3 protein-coding genes are annotated in these 15,679 nt (G+C 73.0%); 2 read left to right on the forward strand and 1 reads right to left on the reverse strand.

Features of this window, described 5'->3' with window-relative positions; all coding sequences use genetic code 11:
* The first annotated feature begins 8 nt into the window (after positions 1–8).
* Positions 9–2,606 (forward strand): right-handed parallel beta-helix repeat-containing protein, encoded by a 2,598-nt coding sequence (locus ACIBO1_RS18610; protein ID WP_396748017.1) that lies wholly within the window; start codon positions 9–11, stop codon positions 2,604–2,606.
* 31 nt (positions 2,607–2,637) lie between these two features.
* Positions 2,638–3,198 carry a sigma-70 family RNA polymerase sigma factor gene (locus ACIBO1_RS18615; RefSeq protein ID WP_396748020.1) on the forward strand — a complete coding sequence of 187 codons (561 nt, stop codon included), beginning with the start codon at positions 2,638–2,640 and terminating at the stop codon, positions 3,196–3,198.
* 48 nt (positions 3,199–3,246) lie between these two features.
* Here ACIBO1_RS18615 and ACIBO1_RS18620 read toward each other — a convergent pair whose 3' ends face one another.
* Positions 3,247–15,627, reverse strand: coding sequence for a hypothetical protein (locus tag ACIBO1_RS18620; RefSeq protein WP_396748023.1), 12,381 nt, complete (start codon positions 15,625–15,627; stop codon positions 3,247–3,249).
* Between the last annotated feature and the right edge of the window lie 52 nt (positions 15,628–15,679).

A 15,679-nucleotide genomic window follows, 5' to 3' on the forward strand; every position in this document is an offset into this window, starting at 1 on the left:
AGTGAACGATGGGCGTACGGATACTCAGGACCCGCCGGCCCGGTGCCGCCCCGGAGGGCATCCGGGTGGCACCGGGCGAACGCGGCGCCGCACCGACCATCACCGCCGCCCTCCGCGCCGCCGCCGAGGGGCAGACCGTCCTGGTGGCACCCGGCCGGTACGCCGAGGACCTGCTGATCGACAGGCCGGCACGGCTGCGTGCCGAGCGCGGTCCCGGCACCGTGACGCTGGTGGCGCGTACGCCGCTGCGGATCGCCGCCTCGGCGACACTGGTCGACCTGACCGTGCTCGGCACCGACCCAGGCGAGCCACTGCTGCGCGTCGAGGACGGTGACGTCGAACTGCGCGGCTGCGGTCTGCACGGCGGCCGGGTCGAGGTGAGCGGGCAGGCCCGCCCGGTGCTGCGCGACTGCCGGCTGACCGGGGCCCGGCTGGCCGGCCTGTACGCCGTCGGCGACAGCGTCGTGGAACTCGACCGTTGCGTCGTCGCCGACGTCGACGGCATCGGCGTGGTGGCCGGCGAGTCGGCCCACGGCACGCTCCGCGACACCTGGATCGGCCCGGTCACCGGCTCCGGGGTCCGGGCCCGGGGCACCGCCCGCGTCGAGCTGGTCGGCGGGGCGGTCGTCACACCCGGACGCAACGGGGTACGCGCCGAGGAGAACGCCGCGGTGACCGCACGCGACGTCGCGGTGACCCGCAGCGGGGCCGAGGCGATCTCCGCCGTCGGCAGCGCCCGGGTCGAGCTGACCGGCTGCCGGCTGAGCGACCCGGCCGCCGCCGGTGTGGTCGCCGCCGACCAGACGCAGGTCGTGCTGACCGGCTGCGCCCTGGACCGCGCGGGCGCGACCGCCGTGGTGTGCCGCGACGACGCCGACGTCAGCCTCACCGCGACATCGGTGCGCACCTGCGCGGGCAACGGTGTCTACGTCACCGACCGCGGCACGGTGACACTCACCGACACCGAGGTCGGTCCCACCACCTACAGCGTCCTGCACGTCGGCGGGCACGGCCGGCTGACCGCCGTCGACACCTGGCTGGGACCGTCGGCGGAGCACGGGCTGCACGTGGTCGGGACGGGCCGCGCCGACCTGACCGGCGGCCGGGTCCACGACTGCGGACTCGCCGGCCTGAGCAGCGAGGGACACGCCCAGGTGACCGCCACCGCGACCGTGCTCGCCGCCACCCGCAACGGGGTGGTGGCCGGGTCGGACCAGCCGGTCCGGCTGACCGGGTGCGTCATCGACGCCAGCGACCGGGCCGGGGTGCAGGTGGGTGTCGGCGCCACCGTGGAGCTGACCGACTGCCGCATCCACGGCCCCGGCACCGCCGGGATCGTCTTCGAACAGGACAGCGGCGGCACCGTGGACCGGTGCGCGGTGCACGACGCGGCGGGCTCCGGCATCGTGGTGTGGACCGGCGCGGCACCCCGGGTGACGTCCACGTCGTGCACGTCCGGCGCGAAGAACGCGCTCTTCGTCGCCGAGGGCGCCGCCGGCGAGTACGTCGACTGCGTCCTCACCGCCAGCGGATACCCGGCGATCCACGTCGGTGCCGGGGCGACTCCCACCGTCGTGCGCGCCCGGATCCGGGACAGCGATCTCGACGTCGACGTGGACCCGCAGGCCCGGCCGGTCTTCGAGGAGGTCCGGCTGACCGGGGTGACCCGCTCCCTGCTGCCGCCGTCCGGGCTCGCCGCCGACGCCGCCGCCCCGGCGGTGCCGGCGGTGGCCGGCGGCGAGGCGGCCGGCACCGCACCGACCCCGGTGCCCGAGCCACCCACCGAGGCCGACCTGCCGGAACTGCTCGCCGAACTGGACGCGCTGGTCGGCTTGGACCGGGTCAAGCAGGACGTGCAGGCCCAGATCAAACTCATGCAGACGGTCCGCCGCCGCCAGCAGGCCGGATTGGCGGCACCGCCGCTGAGCCGGCACCTCGTCTTCGCCGGCAACCCGGGCACCGGCAAGACCACCGTCGCCCGCCTCTACGGCCGACTGCTCGCCGCACTCGGCATGCTGGAACGCGGCCACCTGGTCGAGGCCGACCGGACCACGATGGTCGGCGAGTACGTCGGCCACACCGGACCCCGTACCCAGGCCGTCTTCCGGCGGGCACTGGGCGGCGTCCTCTTCATCGACGAGGCGTACTCGCTGGTCCCGCCCGGGCACACCAACGACTTCGGCCAGGAGGCCATCGCCACGCTGGTCAAGTTGATGGAGGACCACCGCGACGACGTGGTGGTGATCGTGGCCGGATACCCGCTGGAGATGAACCGCTTCGTCGCCTCCAACCCGGGCCTGGCGTCCCGTTTCTCCCGCACCCTGACCTTCGAGGACTACGGGCCGGACGAGCTGACCGCGATCGTCGAGTCCCAGTGCCGGCAACACGAGTACCACCTCGCCGACGAGGCCCGCAGCGCCCTGCACACCCTGTTCGCCGGCATGGACCACGGTCCCGGTTTCGGCAACGGCCGCGCCGCCCGGCAGCTCTTCCAGCGGATGACCGAACACCAGGCGCAGCGGGTGGCCGACCTGGCCGAACCGTCGACCGAGGACCTGTTGCGGCTGACCGCCTCCGACGTACCCACCGCCGGTTCGATCGCCTGACCGGCTCGTCCGGCCAGAGAAGAGGTATCCGATGACGACGACCGTCGAGTGCGACGCCCCGCCGAGCCAGGCCGACCTGGCCGACTGGTACGAGCGGGTGCTGGTGCCCGAGAGCACACCCGCGCTGCGCCGGTACGCCCGTCGGCTGGTCCCCGGTGACCCGCACCGGGCTGAGGACCTGGTCCAGGAGACGCTGCTGCGGGCCTGGCGTCATCTGCCCACGGTGGCCAACGCCCGGAATCCGCAGGCGTGGTTGTCCCGGGTCGCCCACAACCTCTGTGTCGACCAGGCCCGACGGGTGACGGCCCGCCCCACCGAGGTGGCCGAGGACGTCACCACCACCGTCTGGGAACCGGCGGAGAGCCTCTACGACGCCGCCCTGGACCGGGCGATGCTGATGCCGGCTCTGCGGAGCCTTTCGGCGGTGCACCAGGAGGCACTGATCCTGGTGTACTACCAGGACCGTACGCACAGCGAGGTGGCCGGAGCCCTGGGCGTGCCACCGGGCACGGTCAAGTCGCGCACCCACCACGCCACCCGGGAGCTCCAACGGGCGCTGAGCCGGCACGGGGTGACCCGGGCGACGGGCTGACCCGGCCGGTCGCCCTGGTCAGCGGGCTGATCCGCCCTGGCACCCCGGTCAGGGGGCGGCTCGGGCCGCCAGGTCGGCGAGCATGGTCTCGCGGTCGGCGGTCAGGCCCTCGGCGATGATCGTGGCCACCGTCGGGTCGGTGCCGTCGGCCCGCAGCCGCTGCGCCTGGACCTCCACCCACCGCGCCCGCAGGTCGTCCGTCGGCGGTGCCGGGGCGGTGCCGTCGGTCGGGCCGGTCCGGGTGGCCGGCGCAGGGGCGGCGTGCTTGTACGGGCGCGCCTCGACGATCTCACCGAGCTGTGCGGTGAGTCGGGCGGCGACGTCGTCGAGCCACCGCTGCACGTCGGCGGGATCGAGCCCGGGGCGGATCTTCTCGCTCATGTAGCGGCCGGACTTGTCGTCGACGCCCCACCGGCCGGTGTCCGGATCGCGGTGCAGCTCCCCGCTGATGCGTCCCCGGCCGACGAGGGCGCGCCCCTCGCCGTCGAAGCGTACGCCGATGGTGGGGTGACCCTGCTGGTTGATGCTGTTCCTGAGCTGGTCGAGCGTGAGGCCGGGGTCGGTCGCACGCATCGCGGCGTGCAGGTCGGCAAGTTGCCGGGCGGAGACCACGGTCAGGATCTCCTCGCTGCCGATCATGATCTCACCGGCCTCGGTGACCACGTAGTGCCAGCGGGCGTCCGGCCGGCCGGCGTGGATCTCGGGGGTGAAGTCGGACAGCGGCATCCAGGCCGGATTGACCCGCATCTGCTGGGTGCGCAGCGCGTCCCCGGTGATCGTCTTCCCGTCGGCGGAGCCGGGCGGGTCGACCTCGAAGGGCTTGGCGCCCTTCGGGTGGACGGCGGGGCCACTGGTCCGGTCCAGATCGGCGGGGAACGGGGCGGCCGGGGGAGTCGACTCCACCGGCTCCGGCTCCGGCTCCGGCTGCGGCTGCGGGCCGACCATCGCCTGGTAGTGGTCGCTGCGCCGGAACACGTCGAGCAACGGCGCGCCGTCCGGGCCGATCGTCTCCGTGTGTTCGGGCGTGTGGATGCGTACCTGGGCGTCCAGGGCGGATGCCACCAGAGCCGGGTACGCCTCGCCGACGTCGTCCCGCCAGTGGTCCTCCCAGTGCCGCACGGCCCGTGTGAGCGTGGTGAACTCGGCCGCGTCGACCGGTCTCAGTGGATCGAGCAGGTACGTCGCGAGCTGGTCCCGCAGGATCGCGTCGGACAGCGTCCGCAGCTCGACGTGGGTGCCACGGGCCCTGAGGTAGTCGAACATGGTCCGCATCGAGAGCGAATCGTCGGCCAGGTCGCGGGGCGGCGAGCCGTCCTTCGTGGGTTTGAGCGGCACCTTCTGCTCGGCGTACGCGCGGGCCGCTCCGGGCTCCCAGCCCTGCGTCACCAGGTCGGCGGTACGTAGCTCAACGAAGAGGTCGCGCAGGTGTGTCGCCGGTAGCAGGCCGGGGTCCTGCAGGGTGGTGATGCCCAGCTGCGCGAGCCGGTCGAGCAGGGCCTCGCGGCTCATCGCCTGCACCATCTCCTGCATCTGCACAGCGCCGCTGAGCCGGTACCCCTGCATGGCGGCGACCGGCACACCGTCCGGACCCAGCGTGTGCAGGTGCCGATCGACGAGCTGCCGCAGCAGCTCCGCCGCCTGGCCGAGTTCGGTGTCCAGCGGCACCAGTCCGGCCGAGTTGCGCAGTGGGCTCGTGGTGGCAGCGGTGACCTGGGAACGGACGGCTTCGGGATCGCCGAGCCAGGCGTGCAGGGCGGGCGAGCCGAGGCCCGCCTCGGCCAGCTTCGCGCTGACCAGCTCCGGAGCGCTACCGATCGTCGCGTACAACTGGCAGCGTCCGTCACCCGGCGTGGGCAGCACCTGCGGGGCGGCGGTGCCGACCTCGGTCGTCTCGACCTGCGTCCCCTCCGGTCCGGGCACCTCCGTGGACGTCGTCGGCTCGGGTTCCTCCATCGTGGCTGGCGCGGTCTCGTCCTTGGTGGCAGGAGGTTGGCCCTTGGTGCCGGTCGTGCCGTTGCTCTGCTGTGCGATGTGTTCAGCGAGTCGGGCGGGCTTCGTCCCCGCCGGGTTCTCGGTGATTCCGAGGTACGAGTGTCGGAAGTCGTCGAGCAGGAGATGGTGCCGTTGCAGCAGCTCCCACCACGCCTGACCGGCCCGATCCCGCTGCTCGTGCAGTCCGGGCAGGGTGGCTTCCAGGGCGGCACGCTCGGCACTGCCCTCCGCCGCCGCGTACGCGTCGTAGCGGGCCTGGTCGAGCCTGTCGGTGGCGGAGACGAAGCTCTCGGCCGCCGTGGCCAGCTTCGCCTCGTGGTCGACGATCTCGTCGAACGCGGCGACCCGGCCGGGGGAGTCCGTCGCGATCGTCGTGGCGTCGGTCGGGATGTGCAGCGCCGTCCGCGCGTCGTGCAGGCCCATCCGCAACGACACGTTCACCAGCTCCGCCGGCTTGCTCGCGCTCGTCACCGTTCTGGCGGGTCGCATCGAGTACGCCAGCGAGACAGTCACCTCGACCCGGCTGAGGTAGTCGACGAGGGTCGAGCGACTTTCCGGCTTGACGTTGCCCAGACTGCCGGTGGCGTTGCTGCCGCTCTCGGCGGCGGCCTGGGTGTCACCAGCGGCGACGCCCGGCCCACCGGCCTCCAACGCCTGGTACGGGTCGTCGGCGAAACCCCGCCCGATCAGCGGGATCCGCGGGATCCGCAGGTGCTGGGTCAGCACGCTGGTGCCGGTGCTGTAGCCACCGCTCTGTTGGGGTGCGTGCTCCCGGAAGACTCCGGAGCTGACCCCGCCGAGCGATGCGCCCTCGGGCACCAGTTTGAGGTTGATCGTGGCCTGTTGGCCGAAGATCTGGGCGCTGACGGCGGGTGGCAGGTCGAAGCCCTCGCCGGTCATCATCTTCGGCACGCCGGGCAGGAGGATCTCCGGCGTGAGGCTCTGGTGGATCTGGTGTGCCCCGGCGTACCCGTCGGTGCGGAGCCGTTTGGCGGCGTCGGTGAGCAGACCCTCGACGAGGCGCTGTACCTGGGCGAGCCGGTTCAGGTCCTCGGCGCTGAACCGTGGCGGCATCGGCATGCCGTTGACCGTCCGCCACCCCGGCGGCAGGGTCTCCGGTGCGGCGATCCGGTAGGTGGCAGGTGCCTTCGCCGGCTCGACGCGTGGCGGTCGCAGGTCGTCGGCCCACCGGTCCTGGGTCACCGTGTCGTACACGACCAGCAGGTCGCCGTCGACCCGCTTGCCGTCGTCGAAGACGGCCAGGGTGTACTTCACCCGGGTCTCGAGTCTCGCCTTGACGCCGCGCCCGGAGCTGAGGTTGGTGTCCGTCGTGGTGGTGCCGCTGTTCTGGGCGTTCGACACCTGCGAGACGCGACCGACGGTGTCGCCCATGCCGGCCGCGAGGTTCTCGCCGTGGTGGTTGGAGACCCCGGTGCCGGCGACCCCGGCGAGGAGGGTCTGACCGTGCATCCGTTGCCGGGTGACACCGTGGTCACTGGTGTGGGTGGTCTTGATGTCGACGTCGTCGTGGTCGGCCACGAAGCCCCGCACCTTCGGCTCGCCGATCGGCTCGGCGATCAGGCGTACGTCCCGGGAGTGCTGCGTCATCCGCCCCGGCTTCGTGTGCAGCACCGACACCCCGCCGTCCACCATGGATGACCAGTGTTGTGCGCCGCCGGCCGGGGTGAACAGGTAGAGCAACCGGCGGCGGTTCAGCATCGGGTCGTCGAGCCCGGAACCGGAGAGGGAGTCGGAGATCTTGGCGATCGACCTGTTCACGATCTGGCCCTGAATCGTGTCGAGGAGCTTCCTGACCATCCCTCGGTCGGGGCCGAGCTTGGCGGCCTCGGCCCGCAGTGCGGTGATCATCGGCTCGGTCAGGGTCGGGGTCCGGTCGAACGTGTAGAGACCGAGTCCGGGGCTGTGCCCGGGTGGCAGCCGCAGCGACGGCATCGGACCCGGCAGCCACAGGTCGCCGATCATGCCGGGGTCACCGGCCAACCTCGGCAGCAGACCGAGTTGGACCACGGTCCGGGCCGGCAGCCGCAGGAAGAGCGCGTTGGTGACGGTGCCGTGCCGTGTCACCGACTTGTGGTGGTGCAGCCAGTCGCCGGTACGCAGGGACTGGGGGACGAGGGCGTAACGGTCCGGTGAGGTGGTGATCTCGGCGGCCACCGAGGCCCGCATGTCGAAGACGACCAGGAAGGAGCGCTGCTTGCCCTTCCGGTTGTTGGCGTTGCGCTCGATCGCGCCGCCGATGCTCTCGCTGTGGCGAGTGGAACCGGCGTAGAGCAGCTTCTCGTAGCCGCCGGTGAACAACGCGCCACCGCCGTGGGTGTTGTCGCTGCTGGTGCCGGTTCGTCGGACGTTGCCCGAGAAGGTGCCCCGCAACGCCAGCTGGTTCTCCTTGGTCCTGGCGGCATTGACCTCCACCGACCCGGTCGACGCGAACTCGTTGGTGATGGTGGCGTACGTGGGCACCAGCCTCGGGTTCGTCAGGGCGGTGGAGACGGCGAGGTCGGTCGCGGCGCCGTCCTCCCCGGAGGTGATGCGGTCCACGTGCCACGTGCCGTCGACCATCGCGGGCAGGCCGTGGATCTGGCGCGACTCACCGAAACGGTCGATCAGCCCGGCCCAGACCGGCATACCCTCGGCCAACCCGTCGGTGCCACGCAGGTCCCCCAACTTGGTGCGCGAGACATCGTCGGTGTACTGCTGGGACGCGCGGATCGCGTCCTTGGCCAGGACGAGGACGAAGGCGCTGCCGGGGAAGTCCTCGACCGACAACCATCGGTCGACCCGCGACGTCGGACCCTGGTCGACCCACTCGCGCAGCGTGGTCAGCTCAAGCTTGGTCTGGCGGTCGACCCCGAGCGGATCGGGCCGGGGCGCGAACGTGGTCGGCAGGCTGAGCGGCTGGTGCAGCACGGACGCCTGGTCGAACTGCACGGTGACCGGGTGGGTCTGCGTCAGGCGGAACCGGCTGAACTGCTTCCCGCCGACCCGTACGCTCGGCTCCTGCTTTGGTGCCACCACCCGCCGTGGACCGGCCGTGTCGGTGGCCGGCCGAGGGAACCGCTGACGCATCACCCGCCCGAGGCCGATCCGGCCCTTCGGGTCCCGGCCGAGGCGCTTCGTGTACGCGTAGAGCTGGACGGTGACCTGCAGGTCGTTGCCGAACGCCTGGGAGTCCGGGGTGCCGCCGTTGAGCCGGGTCTCCTGACCGGAGAGCTGTGACCCGCTCTGCCGGTCCAGCCGGCCCCGGAACTCGATCGCCCCGGCGGGTACGAGCGCGCCGGCCGGACTCCCGGTCAGCCGGGAGATCACGCCGCCTTCGGCCGCCGCCGCTCCCCGCCACTGGCCGCCGGCGCTGATCTTCTCCTGGAAGACGTCGGTGTGGCTGGTCCGGACCGCGTCGCCCTTGCTGGTGCCCAGGTGCTGGAAGGCCTTGGTGTAACTGGCCGTGACGTGCACGATCACGTGCCGGCTGCCGAACTTCTTGGTCCGGCTCAGCTCGGCGATCACGCCGTTCTTGAACAGGTTGCCCTTGCCCTGTCGCAGGCCGGGCACCGTGAGTACCCGGTCCAACTCGTCCTGGTTGGCCTGCCGTTCGATCGCGGCCCGGCTGGTCCGCATCCGGCGTGTCGTGCCGGAATCGCCGAACCGGGGCAGGAACCCACCCTCGATGGTCCGGATCAGTCCGGCCACGTCCAGATAGAGCTGCTGGAAGGCGCTCAGGCCGTACGTGACCGAGCGGCCGCCGGTGTACGCGTACGGCGGCACGTACCACGTCGTCGGCGACGGGATGATCGTGCTGTCGCCGCTGAGCAGTTCGGCGGCCCGCGCGGCCGGCAACCGACCGAGCACCACCAGGTCCACGACGATCGGCCGGACCGTCCCGTCGCCGGCCAACCGGGACCCGGGCGCCTCCCGCAACCCGGCGCTGATGTCGAGCCGGAAACGCGCCTCCACCAGGACGTTGGGGATGTCCTTGAACTCGGTGCCGAGCTTGGAGCTGCCGCCGTGGCCGGCGGAGGCGGTCATCGAGCGCAGGTAGCCCCAGGAGAACCGGGCCTGCACGTACCCGGTGCCGAACGCCCAGCGGATCGGGACGAGGGAGAGCCCGAGTCCGACCCGGCTCGAATGGGACAGTTTCGTCCCCTCGCTCTGGCCCGGTTGCCAGCGGAACGAGGACTTGGCGATGTCCGCGAGCACCGACAGCGCGGGCATGTTCGCCGTGAACTCCAGGGACACCGCGTGGGCGCCGTGCTTGCTGGTGATCGTCGGCGGATGCACCACCGTGTCCATGGCGGGCATCAGGTTGCCGATCATGGCGGACTCTTTGAACAGGTCCCGGGCCTGGCGCGCCCCGAGCGTGCCCGGCCCGACGGCCTTGGTGGGGTGGAGCCGGACCAGGATGTCCTCGACCACGTCGTTCCAGGTGTCGACCGGCCGGGTGCCGTCGGGCAGGTCGATGCCGGCGCGCAGGATGCGGACCGGCGTGAAGTTCTCGACCAGCATCGACGTGTGCCGGCTCGGGTCGACCTCCAGCCAGCCCGTCTGGCGGGGAGCGGCCTTCGCGATGTCGTCGGAGGAGCGGAACGTCACGTCGGCCCGGACCGCCTCGCCCACCGTCCGCTTGCCCGTCTTCGGCCCGCTGAACTGCGTTTTCGGCCCGGTCTCGGTGGGCTTCGGGCCGGTGTCCGTGGTGCTCGGCCCGCTGTCCGTGGTCTTCGGCGCGGTCACCGGGGAGGTGCGGCTGGTGAGCGGTGCCTCCGGATCGGTGACGGTGACCGTGAAGGCGGCCGGCGTGGACACCAGGTGCGAGCCGGACCCGCTGCGCACGTTGTGCGAGTCGGTCAGCTTCGCGCCGTCCTCGAACGACTCCAGGGGACGGGACAACGCGACGTCCAGCGCACCGCCCGCGCCGTACCCGACCCGCTGCGGGAACATCGTGCCGACGCCGAGGGCGCCGGAACCGCCGGTGGTGGCGGAGTGCTTGACGCCGTCGGCCTGGTCGCTGCGGGTGTCGAACTTCGCCCGGTCCACCGACTGGTCGACCACCTGCGCGTCCTTCGGCGACCACTCCGGTGCGATGGTGACCCGGTGCCAGCCGTGCAGGCCGTCGCGGACGTCGAAGCTGCGCCCGCCGCTGCCGAAGAAGGTGTCCGGCTCGTCGCGCAGCGCCTGCCCGATCTCGGCGGTCTGCACCGAGAGTTTCGACAGCCCCGGTACGAGCGGCAGCTTCTCGGACACCCGGGTACGCACCGCGTCGGTGACGCTCTCCTCGACGCCTCGGACCAGTTCGTCGACATCGTCGATGGCATCGAGGTCGTTGAGCAGCTCGGGCCGTTCCCGATAGAGGCCGGGTAGCGAGTTGGCGGTCTGCGGCGTGGTGGAGACGACCGTCAGGGGGATCTCCTCGACCGTGGCCGGAACGGCGATCGGTGGTGCGGAGTTCACCACGATCGGTGCGATCGGCGCGGCAGTGCTCTGGGCGGGGGTCGACACGGTGTCGGTCGGCGCGGATTCCGTGGCCTCCGCGCTGGTGAGCCGGGGCGGGAGGTCCACCCCGGAGGCCCAGAACTCCTCGGCGAGATCACCGACGACCGCGCCCGGCGGCGGACGCAGCGCGGACGAGTCGGAGACATGAGGTGCCAGCACGTCGGCGATCTGACCGAGCGCACCCGGGGTCAGGACGAACTCGTCGACGTCGTGCCGGTGGCCGCCCATCAGGTCGCCGTAGGTCTGCGGTGATGCGCCGTGCAGCAACGCGCCCGGCGGCGCGATGGTGTCCTTCACGCCGAGCTGGTGCACGATCTCGTGCGCGTACGCGGCCGGCGGCGCGCCCACCGGCCAGGACTGCTGGGACATCGGCGATCCGGCGGGCCCGACCGACACCGAGCCGTGTGCCTCCGCGCGATCGTCGACGAACTGCACCGTGACCTTCATCGGCACGTCCCACCCGGGCAGGTGGTGCCGGGGCGCGTTGACGTACCGCTCGATCCCCTCGACGGTGCGGGCCTTCACCTCGGCGAGTTCCCGCGCCGCCACGCTGGGCGCGGCGTCGAGGTGCACCTTGACCGTGAAGTGCATGTCCTGCGCGGCGACGGTGACCTGGTAGCCGACATTGACCCGCTCGCCGCTGGCCGGCGGCCGGACGACCTTCGGCGGCTGCCCGGGGCCGGCGGGCTCGAAGCGGAAGGCGTCCTTGAGCGGGGTCCACCGCTCGGAGTTCACCTCGACCGTACGGCCCCCTCCGGTCGGGCGGCCGTCGCCGAGCAGGTCCCGTGGCGGCGCATCCACCCGGTCCCCGGGTGGCGCGGTGAGCGCGTCGTCGGAGAGGCGCGGCGGCGCGGGGAGCTCGGCGAGTGCCTCGCCGGGCGTCGGCGCCGGCCGCGACGGCGCCTCGGGTGTCCTCGGCGGCGGCTCCTTGAGCCCGGGCGCAGGCGAGGTCCGCGCCCCGGCGGGCTCCACCCGCCCAGGCACGGACGGCTCGGTCCGGGGCGCCGTGGGCAGCTCGGCTCGGGGTGACGCGGGCAGGTCGGTCCGGCTGGGAGCCGGCACGCCGTCCGTGCCACGGAGCTGGGCCAACCGGTCACCGAGCGTGGTGAACCGCGTCGCGGTCGAGTCCCGCAGGCTCTGGGACAGCCCGCCCAGCGCCTGGTCCAGCCGGGAGTCGAGCCCCCGGAGATGGTCGGGTGCACTGAGCGCGGCGTGGATCTGGTGAGCGTCGTCCAGGCGGTGCTGGTCGAGGCGGAGGTCGTACCGGGACAGCACGCGGTCGATGCCGGCCGGGTCGTCGCCGACCCGGGACAACGCCTCCTGCCAGGACCGGTACTCGTCGGCGGACAGTGGACCGGTGCCGCCGCGCACCTCGGCGAGGCGTACCTCACGGGTCAGTTCGGCGAGGCGCAGCTCGTGGCGGGCCAGCACGTCGGCGTGGGCGGCCTCGTCGGTGGCCTGGGCGAACCGGGAGTCCCACTCGGCACGCTCGGCCGGCGGCATGCCGATCGACTCGTCCGCGCGGGCGCGCAGGGTCGCGAGCCGGTCGGCCAGGTCGGCGTCGACGTCGCGGCCCCCGGGTGCCCGCGTCGGCACGTCGGGAAGCTCCGGCAGCGGGGCACCGGCGTCGTCGGTGCCCCGCAGGGCGGCGAGGCGTGCCTCCAGTTCGAGGTCGGCGAGTCGCGGGTCGGGTGTGTGGTCCCCTCGGAGTGCGTCGAGCCGGGCGGTCAGGTCGTCCAGGTCGCCGGGGGATCCGGCCTCGTCGTCGGCCCGGCCGGGGGCGCCATCGGGCCGATCCGCCAGCTTCTGCTGCCCCAGCCGGTCGGCCAGGGTGTTCTCGTAGGCGTTGAGCAGCCGGTGCAGGTCGTCGGTCCGCCCGGCAGCGGCGGCGCGCTCGATGTCCACCGCGTGCTGCAACCAGGTGCCCTTGTCCATGCCGAGCTGGGCGGCGCGCCGGTGCCCGGCGTCGACGTGCTCCCGGTACGAGTCGAGTCGCTGGAACAGGGCGTGCCGGTCGATCCGGTCGTGCAGCGCGGTGATCCCATGCGCGGCGTCACCGTGCCGCCCTGTGTCCAGTGCCGCGCGGACGTCGGTGGTGAGGGCGCTGACCTCCCGCTCGGTCAGCCCGGTCCGGCGCGCGTCGTCGGTGAGTTCTGCCAACCGGCGGCCGAGTTCGTCGGGGCCGGGACCGACGACCGGGTCGGTCCGGGGCACGGCGGGCAGATCCGGCAGCTCGTCGGCGGCTCGCGCGCCCGCATCCACCGGCCGACCGGGAGTGCCCACCTGGTCGGCGTTCACGGTGCGACCCGGACCGTGGACCTCCGGCGTCACCGGTGCAGCGGCGTCCCGCGTCGCTCGCGTCGGGTCGGCGGTCGACGGGCTCCCCTCGGCCCGAACGGCGGCCAACTCGACCTCCAGGTCGGCGAGGCGCTCGACGGCGGTGGCGCGGGCGGTGGCCTCGGCCGGGGAGATCGTCGGTGGGGCCGGGAACATCGCCGGGTCGACCGGCCCGGCCTGACCTGTCGAGCCGGGCCGGAGCCGGGCGAAGCGGTGTTCCAGCTCCAGGTGGCGGGCGCTGGGGGAGGGCACGTCGGTGCCGCGCAGAGCGGCCAGCCGGCTCTCCAACTCCGCCACGCCGGTGCCGGGCTGATGGGTGGGCACCGAGGGCAGGTCCAGCAGGTCGGTGGTGGACACCGGCGCGAACCGGTGCGTCACGTCCAGCCCGGACAGGTCGACGGCGTCGCCGCCGCGCAGGCGGTCCAGCCGAGCCTGCAGCGCCCGCGTCGCCTCGTCCACCGTCACGGAGGCCCTGGCGGCGGCGAGATCGGGAGCCGTCGTCGGCGGGGTGGCCGCGAGGTCGGGCGCGGCCGTCTCGACCGCCCGGGCCGGTGGTGCGTCGAGGAGGACACCCGGACCGTCGATCCGGAGGCTGTCCGAGGTACGCCGGACCAGTGCCTCGGCGACCCGGACGTCCTTCTCGGCGCGGGCGACGGCCAGCGCGTCCCCGGAGGCGTCGGTCAGCGCCCGCTGGGCCTGCTTGAGCTGGTCGAGGGCGTGCAGGTGACTCACCTGCGCGGTGGGCGGCGTGTGCGGGACCGCGACGCTGGTGGGGGTGACCACGGTGGTGTCGCCGAACGCCTTCTCCGGGGCGCCGAGGTTGAACGCCACCGCGGTCTCCGAGGTCCGCACCGCGCTGACGTCGCCGGTGTGCAGGTGGCGTAGTTCGGCACGTCCGAAGGTCTCCAGCCCCTCCAGCCCGCCGGCCCGGTTCAGCGCGCCGAGGTTGCCCATCCGTACGTCCGGCAGGTGCACCGCGCCGACCGCGCCCGGGGTGGGGACGTCGACGTGGCTCGGGATCGTCGCCCCGGTGACCGTCGGCGGGTCGAACCGGGGGAGCGCGCCGAGGTCGACCCCGCCGGCCATCGCGGGCATCCGGGGTGGGCTGACGGCGGCGAGATCGTGCGCGCCGAGCGGCCCACGCATGGCGGACAGGTCCACGCTGCGGGCGGAGAACGCGAGGTGGGGCGTCGACGGTGCACCGATCAGCGGCTTCTCGATCAGGTCGGGCAGGTGCAGGCCGCTCGGGCTGACGTGGAGCCCACCGGCGGGCGGGGCGTCACCGGGCTTGACGACGTGCACGGTGGTGAGCCCGTTGGCGAGCCGTACGCCGCCGCCCAGCCCGGCGAGCGAGTCGAACCGGCTCATCCCGAGTCCGCGACCGAGGATCCCGAGCTTGGCGGCCCCGGACAGGCCGACCGCGCCGATCTCGTGCCCGGCCAGCGGCAGGAAGATCCGCAGCCATTTCCAGCCGCCGAACTCGCGCACCATGAGGTTGCCGAACCGGACGGCGTTGACGGCGACGAACCGGCCGCCGTCGGCCGCCAGGCCACCGAGCCTGACCAGGCCCCGGTATCCCAGGTTGCCCAGCGTGATGGCCGTTGCCGGGACGGTGACCAGGGTGAACTTCTCCAGGGTCACGAACCCGCGCACGGCCAGGCCGTCGAGTGGACCGACGATCCTGGGGATCAGCAGCGCGCCGTTCTTCACCGAGTTGGCCACGGTGATCCCGAGGTCGCCGATGCCGCGTACCGCCGCGCTGATGCTCAGCGTGGACACCGTCCGCCAGAAGTCGTCGATGCCGGCCCGGGCCAGGGTGAAGCTGTTCCGGCTGAACTGGGTGATGTTCCGCCAGGCGGTGGTGGCGAGCTTGGTCAGGTCACCGAGGGCGATCAACGGTCGGGTGCTGGGCCCGAGGATCGCCAGCAGCCCGAGCGCCAACCCCAGCGCGTTCGTCTTGCCCGTCGCGAAGTCCAGCGCCGCCTTCATCGCCAACGCGGCGTTCATCGCGAAGGCCAGCAGACCGAGCGGCCCTCCGACGAAGATGGCCACCACCGTCACGATGATGGCCAGCCAGTTGAAGATCTCCCAGAACACCTCGCACGCCGACTTGGGCGTCACCGGCGAGGTGATGTGGTCGGTGGCGTCGAGGATGGCCTGCCGGGCCGTACCCGCCGCGCTCCGGACGTCCGCCGCCGCGCTCTCGGCGTCCGCCTTCAGGGTGCGGATCCGTTCCTCGTCGTCGCCGGCCGCGCTCGCCTCGCGCAGCGCCTGGTCCGCCTTGGCCTGGGCCTCGCGCAACGCCTGCGCGTACGCGCGAATCGCCGGCCCGGCGGCGGTGAAGGCGGTACGCACACCGGCGACGAAGCCGCGCAACTCCTTGCTGACCTGCTCGCGCAGCCAGTCGGCGGTCTTGCCGACGAACGCGCCCTCACCGCTCTGCCGCAGCACCGCACCGAGCCCGTCGTCCGCGGTCTGGGCGTGCCGCGCCATCACGTCCATGTAGTCGGCGACCCGCACCAGCACGTCCGGATCGCCGGGCGTGGGGTCCCCGGACAGCGTCAGCGGCGACCAGTCACCGGGCCGTACGCCCACCGCACCCCTCCCGCAGCCCCCGACGCTCCTCGTCCTGCTCGACGCGGCGTAC

This window comes from Micromonospora sp. NPDC049903 (assembly GCF_044460945.1).
Lineage (GTDB): Bacteria > Actinomycetota > Actinomycetes > Mycobacteriales > Micromonosporaceae > Micromonospora.